The 5,913-nt window shown below is 73.1% G+C and carries 6 protein-coding genes and 1 pseudogene; 3 read left to right on the top strand and 4 right to left on the bottom strand.

The features are described from left to right. Both E7Z54_RS14465 and bioD read left to right on the top strand, forming a co-directional pair. Positions 1-202: pseudogene (locus tag E7Z54_RS14465) on the top strand (8-amino-7-oxononanoate synthase); the annotation flags it as partial. Further along, the gene (gene bioD / locus E7Z54_RS14460) at positions 199-882 is read left to right on the top strand and encodes a dethiobiotin synthase (RefSeq protein ID WP_136434843.1); all 684 of its coding nucleotides are present in this window, start codon (positions 199-201) and stop codon (positions 880-882) included. The pseudogene E7Z54_RS14465 and the gene bioD, both read left to right, overlap by 4 nt. Positions 883-944: 62 nt before the next feature. Here bioD and E7Z54_RS14455 read toward each other — a convergent pair whose 3' ends face one another. Both E7Z54_RS14455 and E7Z54_RS14450 read right to left on the bottom strand, forming a co-directional pair. Then, positions 945-2,369, bottom strand: coding sequence for an amidase (locus tag E7Z54_RS14455; protein WP_136434841.1), 1,425 nt, complete (start codon positions 2,367-2,369; stop codon positions 945-947). Between the two features lie 43 nt (positions 2,370-2,412). After that, positions 2,413-2,970 (bottom strand): NAD(P)H-dependent oxidoreductase, encoded by a 558-nt coding sequence (locus E7Z54_RS14450; RefSeq protein ID WP_136434839.1) that lies wholly within the window; start codon positions 2,968-2,970, stop codon positions 2,413-2,415. 75 nt (positions 2,971-3,045) lie between these two features. Here E7Z54_RS14450 and E7Z54_RS14445 point away from each other — a divergent pair, with 75 nt between their 5' ends. Then, positions 3,046-3,636, top strand: a complete 591-nt coding sequence (locus E7Z54_RS14445; protein ID WP_136434837.1) for a TetR/AcrR family transcriptional regulator — start codon at positions 3,046-3,048, stop codon at positions 3,634-3,636. A gap of 8 nt (positions 3,637-3,644) precedes the next feature. Here the strand turns inward: E7Z54_RS14445 and cimA are convergent, their stop codons facing one another. Together cimA and E7Z54_RS23295 are read right to left on the bottom strand one after the other, a co-directional pair. Continuing rightward, entirely contained in the window at positions 3,645-5,252 is a 1,608-nt protein-coding gene (gene cimA, locus E7Z54_RS14440; RefSeq protein ID WP_136434835.1) for a citramalate synthase, read from the bottom strand. Between the two features lie 149 nt (positions 5,253-5,401). Further along, positions 5,402-5,913, bottom strand: a 512-nt coding sequence (locus E7Z54_RS23295) for a hypothetical protein (protein WP_206056224.1), incomplete at its 5' end; no start/stop codon positions are given.

Genomic DNA, 5,913 nt, shown 5'->3' with positions numbered 1-5,913 from the left:
GCTGCCGATGTCGTCGCCTGACGCGGCAGTCGCCACGCAGGCTGCGGCCGCCTCGCTCGGGCTCCGGGTCGGCTGCTTCCGTCCGCCGTCCGTTCCGGACGGGATCTCGCGGCTGCGGGTCACGGCGAGCGCGGGCGTGGGCGAGGAGGACTGGAGGCGGGCCGTCGTCACGCTGGTCGACCTCATGAAGGAGCACCAGTGACGCGCGTGGTCGTCGTGACCGGCACCGACACCGGGGTCGGCAAGACGATCGCGGTGGCGGCGCTCGCTGCCGTCGGCCCGGGTCGGGTCACGGTGCTGAAGCCGGTGCAGACCGGCGTCGGCGGCGCCGACCCCGACGTCCCCGACGCCGAGACGGTGCACCGCCTGACCGGGCGAGCGGCCCGGCAGCTGACCGCACTCGACGAGCCGCTGGCTCCCGACGTCGCCGCGCGTCGTCAGGCCGTGCCCATCCCACCGGTCGGCGACTACGTCGACCACGTCCGGGCGCTCGCGGAGGACCACGACGTGGTGATCGTGGAGGGCGCCGGCGGGCTGCTGGTCCGGCTCGACCAGGACGGCGGCACCCTGCTCGACCTCGCCGCGGACCTGGCTGCGGAGCTGCCCGCGGGCGCCGCGGTCGAGGTGGTCATCGTGACCCGCGCCGGGCTCGGCACCCTCAACCACACCGAGCTGAGCGTCGCGGCCCTCCGCGCGCGCGGCCTCGAGCCGGTCGGACTGGTCATCGGCTCCTGGCCGGACTCCCCCGGGCTGGCCGAGGAGTGCAACCTCCAGGACCTCCCCCGCGTCACCGGAGTTCCGGTGCTCGCCGTACTCCCTCAGGGGGCGGGCGCCCTCGATCGGGAGGACTTCCTCGCCCTCGCCCCCACCTGGTTCCGCTGACTGCGCCGGTTCGCACCGCAAACTGCGCCGGTTCGCGCCGCAGACCGCGCCCCTTCGCGCTGTCACCACAGCGGCGGCGTGCGGTCCTTCCACGGAGCCGCCGCCTCGACCTGGGCCGCGAGCGCGAGGAGCAGCTCCTCCTCCGCGGGGCGGGCGGCGAGCATGATCCCGACAGGCAGGCCCTCGGGCGTGTGGTGGAGCGGCAGGGAGATCGCGGGCATCCCGGTGACGTTCCAGGCCGACGTCCAGGGGGTGAAGCGCTTCTGGGCGTCGAAGTCCGCGGCGGGATCGTCGTCGTCGCGGATCGCGCCGACCGGGAGGGGCGGCGTGGCCAGGGTCGGCGTGAGCACGATGTCGTACGGCGCCAGGCTGACCAGGGCCTCGGCGGCGAACCGGCGCAGCTGCCCGATGGCGAGGCCGAGCTCCGGGCCGGAGACGGCCTCGCCCCGCTCCCCGAGCCAGCGCGTCAGCGGACGCAGCACCGTGCGCTGCTCCGGGGACAGCGGCACGGTGGACAGCGCGGTGAGCACCGCCCAGCAGGTCTCGAACACCGGCACCGCCTCGGGCGGGATCGGCACCGGGACCTCCTCCACGACGTGGCCGAGCGAGGCCAGCAGGTCCGAGGCGGACTCGTAGGCTCGACGCACCTCCGGGTGCACGTCGACGTCGGTGATGACCGGCTCGTCGAAGCGGGCGATCCGCAGCCGGCCAGGCTCGCGGCAGGCGGCCTCCAGGAACGTGCTGCTCGGCGGCGGTGCCCACGACGGGTCCCCCGCGCGTCGTCCCGCCATCACGTCGAGCAGCGCCGCAGCGTCGGCCACCGTCCGCGCGATGGACCCGGACGTGGCGAGGCCGACCGGGTCGCCGTACATCGGGAAGCCCGAGATCCGGCCGCGCGTGGGCTTCAGGCCGACCAGCCCGCAGCAGGCCGCCGGGATCCGGATCGAGCCGCCGCCGTCGGAGCCGTGCGCGACCGGCACCAGTCCGGCAGCCACCGCCGCGGCCGCCCCGCCCGACGAGCCACCGGCCATGCGGGTGCGGTCCCACGGGGTGACCGCGGCTGGGCGGCCTTCGGGCTCGGTGTAGCAGGGCGACCCGAACTCGGGGGTGCTGGTCTTGCCGAGGCTCACCATGCCCGCGGCCTCGACGCACAGCGTCACGGCGTCGGAGACGGTCGGCACGTAGCCGGCGAAGGCCCGGGACCCGAACTCGGTCGGCACGCCCGCCGTGAGGTTCAGGTCCTTGATGGCGGTGGGTACGCCGGCCAGCGGTGAGGCCCCGTCACCGACCGGCCCGATCGCGGCGACCTCGCGGGCGCGGGCCCGGGCGGCGTCCGGGTCGAGGAAGGCGAACGCGCCGTCGACGTACTCCCGTGGGAGCCGCGCGGCGCGTCGCAGGTAGTGCTCGGTGAGCTCGACGGGAGAGACCTCGCCCTTGCGGATGAGCGCACCCTGCTCGACTGCGGTCAGGTCGTGGAGTTCGGCCACGACCTGACCGTAGCCGGTGGGTCAGGCGCTCGCCGGTCGAGGATCAGGCGGCGGAGGCCTCGGGCCGGTACTCCACCAGCGTGGTCAGCGCTCCGAGGAGCTTGGCGCGGACCTCGGGGTCGGTGGTCGGGTCGACCTCGATGGCGGGCTGGGACACGGTGACGTCCTCGATGACCACGGCGCCGGCGATGCCCGCGGAGCGCGCGGTGTCGGCGTGGGCCCACTTGCCGCCGTACGGCGTGGGGGTGGCGCCGACGACGCCGAAAGGCTTGCCGACGATGGCGCCTGCGCCGTAGGGGCGGGACAGCCAGTCGATGGCGTTGTTGAGCACGGCCGGCATGGTGCCGTTGTACTCGGGCGTCACCGCGAGAACGCGGTCGGCCGCGGCCACGCGAGCGCGCAGCGCGGTGGCGGGTGCCGGGACGGCCCCGGAGTCGATGTCCTCGTTGTAGAAGGGCAGCAGGTCCAGGCCGTCGATGATGTCGACCTCGACACCCTCGGGCGCTTCGTCGCGGAGGATCTCGGCGATCTTGCGGTTGAGGGAGTCGGCGCGGAGGCTGCCGACCAGGACGGCGACGCGAGTGTTCGTGGTGTCAGTCATGGCTGTCGAAACGGACCGTGGTCCGTTTCTATTCCGGTGCTTTCGACTTCTTTTTCGACCTAGGGTGTCAGCGACATGTCGAAGCCGCTCCCCCTCCTCACCGCGCCCGCGCCGGAACGACGTGACGCGGCCCGGAACCGCGAGGCGCTGCTGCGTGCCGCCGCCGAGCTGATCGAGGGCTGCGACGTCCGGGCGGTCACGATGGAGGCGGTCGCGGCCAAGGCGGGCGTGGGCAAGGGCACGGTGTTCCGGCGCTTCGGCAGCCGCGAGGGCCTGATGGCGGCGCTGCTCAACCACTCCGAGACCGCGTGGCAGGCCTCCGTGCTGAGTGGTCCACCGCCGTTGGGCCCGGGCGCGCCGCCGATGGAGCGGCTGATCGCGTTCGGGGAGTCCCGGATGCGGACCCACCTGCAGCAGGGAGCCCTGATCGAGGCGGCCGGCCGCACGTGGGGCGACAACTACGCGGTGATCGGGTTCGCCACCATGCATCTGCGGTACCTGCTGCGCGAGCTCGGCGTCAGCGGCGACCTCACCTACCTCGCGACCGCCCTGCTCGCGCCGCTCTCCCTGCCCGTCCTGCAGCAGCAGCTCGGGTTCGACGGCATGTCCGAGGAGCGGGTCCTCGCCGGCTGGCAGGACCTCGTGGACCGCATCGTCGGGAGCTGAGCCAGGCCTCAGTCCACGTGGTGGCGCAGCAGTCCGTAGGTCAGGCCGTCGACCAGCGCCTCCCAGGACGCCTCGATCATGTTGGCGCCGACGCCGACGGTGACCCAGCTGATCTCGCCGTCCGACGTCTCGATCAGCACCCGCGTGATCGCGTCGGTGCCGTGGCCCTGGTCGAGGATCCGCACCTTGAAGTCGATCAGCTCGAACTTCGCGATCTCGGGGAACGCCTGCCCGATCGCGGTCCGCAGCGCCTGGTCGAGGGCGTTCACGGGACCGTTGCCCTCCCCGGTGACGACGTAGCGGACGCCGGCCGCCTGGAGCTTGACGGTGGCCTCCGAGACCGCCTCCTCCCCCGGCTCGGCGTGGGTCAGCGTCTCGGTGATCACGCGCCAGCTCTCGACGTCGAAGTACGACGGCCGGCGGCCCTCCGCCTCCTCCACCAGGAGCAGCTCGAACGAGGCGTCCGCCGCCTCGAAGGTGTAGCCCCGGGACTCCATCTCCTTGACCCGGGCGGTCACCCGGGTCACCGTGTCGGGGTCCTCGGAGAGGTCGAAGCCGAGCTCCTTGCCCTTCAGCTCGATCGACGCGCGGCCGGCCATCTCGGAGACGAGCAGGCGCATGTCGTTGCCGACGCCGGCCGGGTCCATGTGCTGGTAGAGGTCGGGATCGATCTTGATCGCGCTCGCGTGCAGGCCGGCCTTGTGGGCGAAGGCGCTGGTGCCGACGTAGGGCTGGCGCGAGGCCGGCGGCACGTTGGTGACCTCCGCGACGGCGTGCGCGATCCGGGTGGCCTCGGTGAGCAGGCCGGGCGGCAGGACCTGGCGGTCGAGCTTGAGCTCCAGGTTGGCGACCACGTTGACGAGGTCGGCGTTGCCGGTGCGCTCTCCGTAGCCGTTGATGCAGCCCTGGACGTGGCTCGCCCCGGCGTCCACGGCGGCGAGCGTGTTGGCCACGGCGCAGCCGGTGTCGTTGTGGCAGTGGATGCCGACGCGGACGCCGGTGGAGGCGATCACGTCGTGCACGACGTCGGACACCCACGGCGGCAGCATCCCGCCGTTGGTGTCGCACAGGGCGACCACGTCGGCGCCGGCCTCGTACGCCGTCCGGAGCACCTCGAGGGCGTACGCCCGGTCGAGCCGGTAGCCGTCGAAGAAGTGCTCGGCGTCGAGGAAGACCTGCTGGCCCTCGGCACGCAGGTGCGTGACGGTGTCGCGGACCATCGCGAGGTTCTCCTCGAGCGTGGTCCGCAGGGCCTTCTCGACGTGCCCGGCGTGCGACTTCGCGACCAGCGTGACCACCCCGGCCCCGCTGTCGCGCAGGGCCGCGATCAACGGGTCGTCGGCTGCCTTGACGCCGGCGCGACGGGTGGCTCCGAACGCCGCGAGCCTGGCGTGCTCGAGGTCGAGCTCGGTCTGGGCGCGACGGAAGAACTCGGTGTCCTTCGGGTTGGCACCCGGCCAGCCGCCCTCGATGTAGCCCACGCCGAGCCCGTCGAGCTGGCGCGCGATCGCCAGCTTGTCGGCGACGGAGAGGTTGAGTCCCTCCTGCTGGGCGCCGTCGCGCAGCGTCGTGTCGTAGACGTGGAACGCTCCGTGCAGGTCGAGGTGCTGGTTCATCAGGGTTCTCTCGGGGTCGTGGTCCGGGCAAAACAAAAGCCTCCCGAGAACGAGAGGCAGCGCGTCCGACGGGCAGACGCGCTAGGTAATGATGATCGTGGTGATGCTGGCCACGGGGTCAGTCTGCCACGGATCGGCGGACGCGTCGGTCAGAGTCCGAACGGACCGTGGGGCCACGGCACCCAGCTCACCCCGCTGCCCGCGACCAGAACGCCGAGACCTGCCGAGACCGCCAGCAGCCCGGCACAGAGCAGCAGCCACGGGAGCGTCCGGGCCGACAGGGGGTTCAGCACGCGAGAGATCGGCGAGCGGAACCGGCTGGCGCCTGGCCCCGACCAGAGCGCGACTCCCAGCGTGGCTCCGCACGCGAGCAACGTGCTCGGCACATCCAGGGCCAGGGCGTAGCAGACCAGCCCCGCCGCCAGACCGAGTCCGGCGCTCCACAGCACCAGCACCACCGTGCCCGTGATCGCCCGCACCAGGTGCCACGGGCTGGAGAGGACCAGACCGAGGCCGTCGTACCACTTGGCGCCGCGGACCGTACGACGCTGGGCGACCGCCGAGGCCGCCAGCGACCCGGCCCGCAGCAGCCACACCGCGAGTACGACGACCACGGCCGCCACCCACGGCGCGGCCGCGAAACCGGTGCCCAGCGCCACTG

The sequence above is a fragment of the Nocardioides sp. genome, from assembly GCF_004803405.1.
Lineage (GTDB): Bacteria > Actinomycetota > Actinomycetes > Propionibacteriales > Nocardioidaceae > Nocardioides > Nocardioides vastitatis.
Note: the sequence above shows the minus strand (reverse complement) of the source record. Positions and strands in the feature narration are given on the sequence as shown.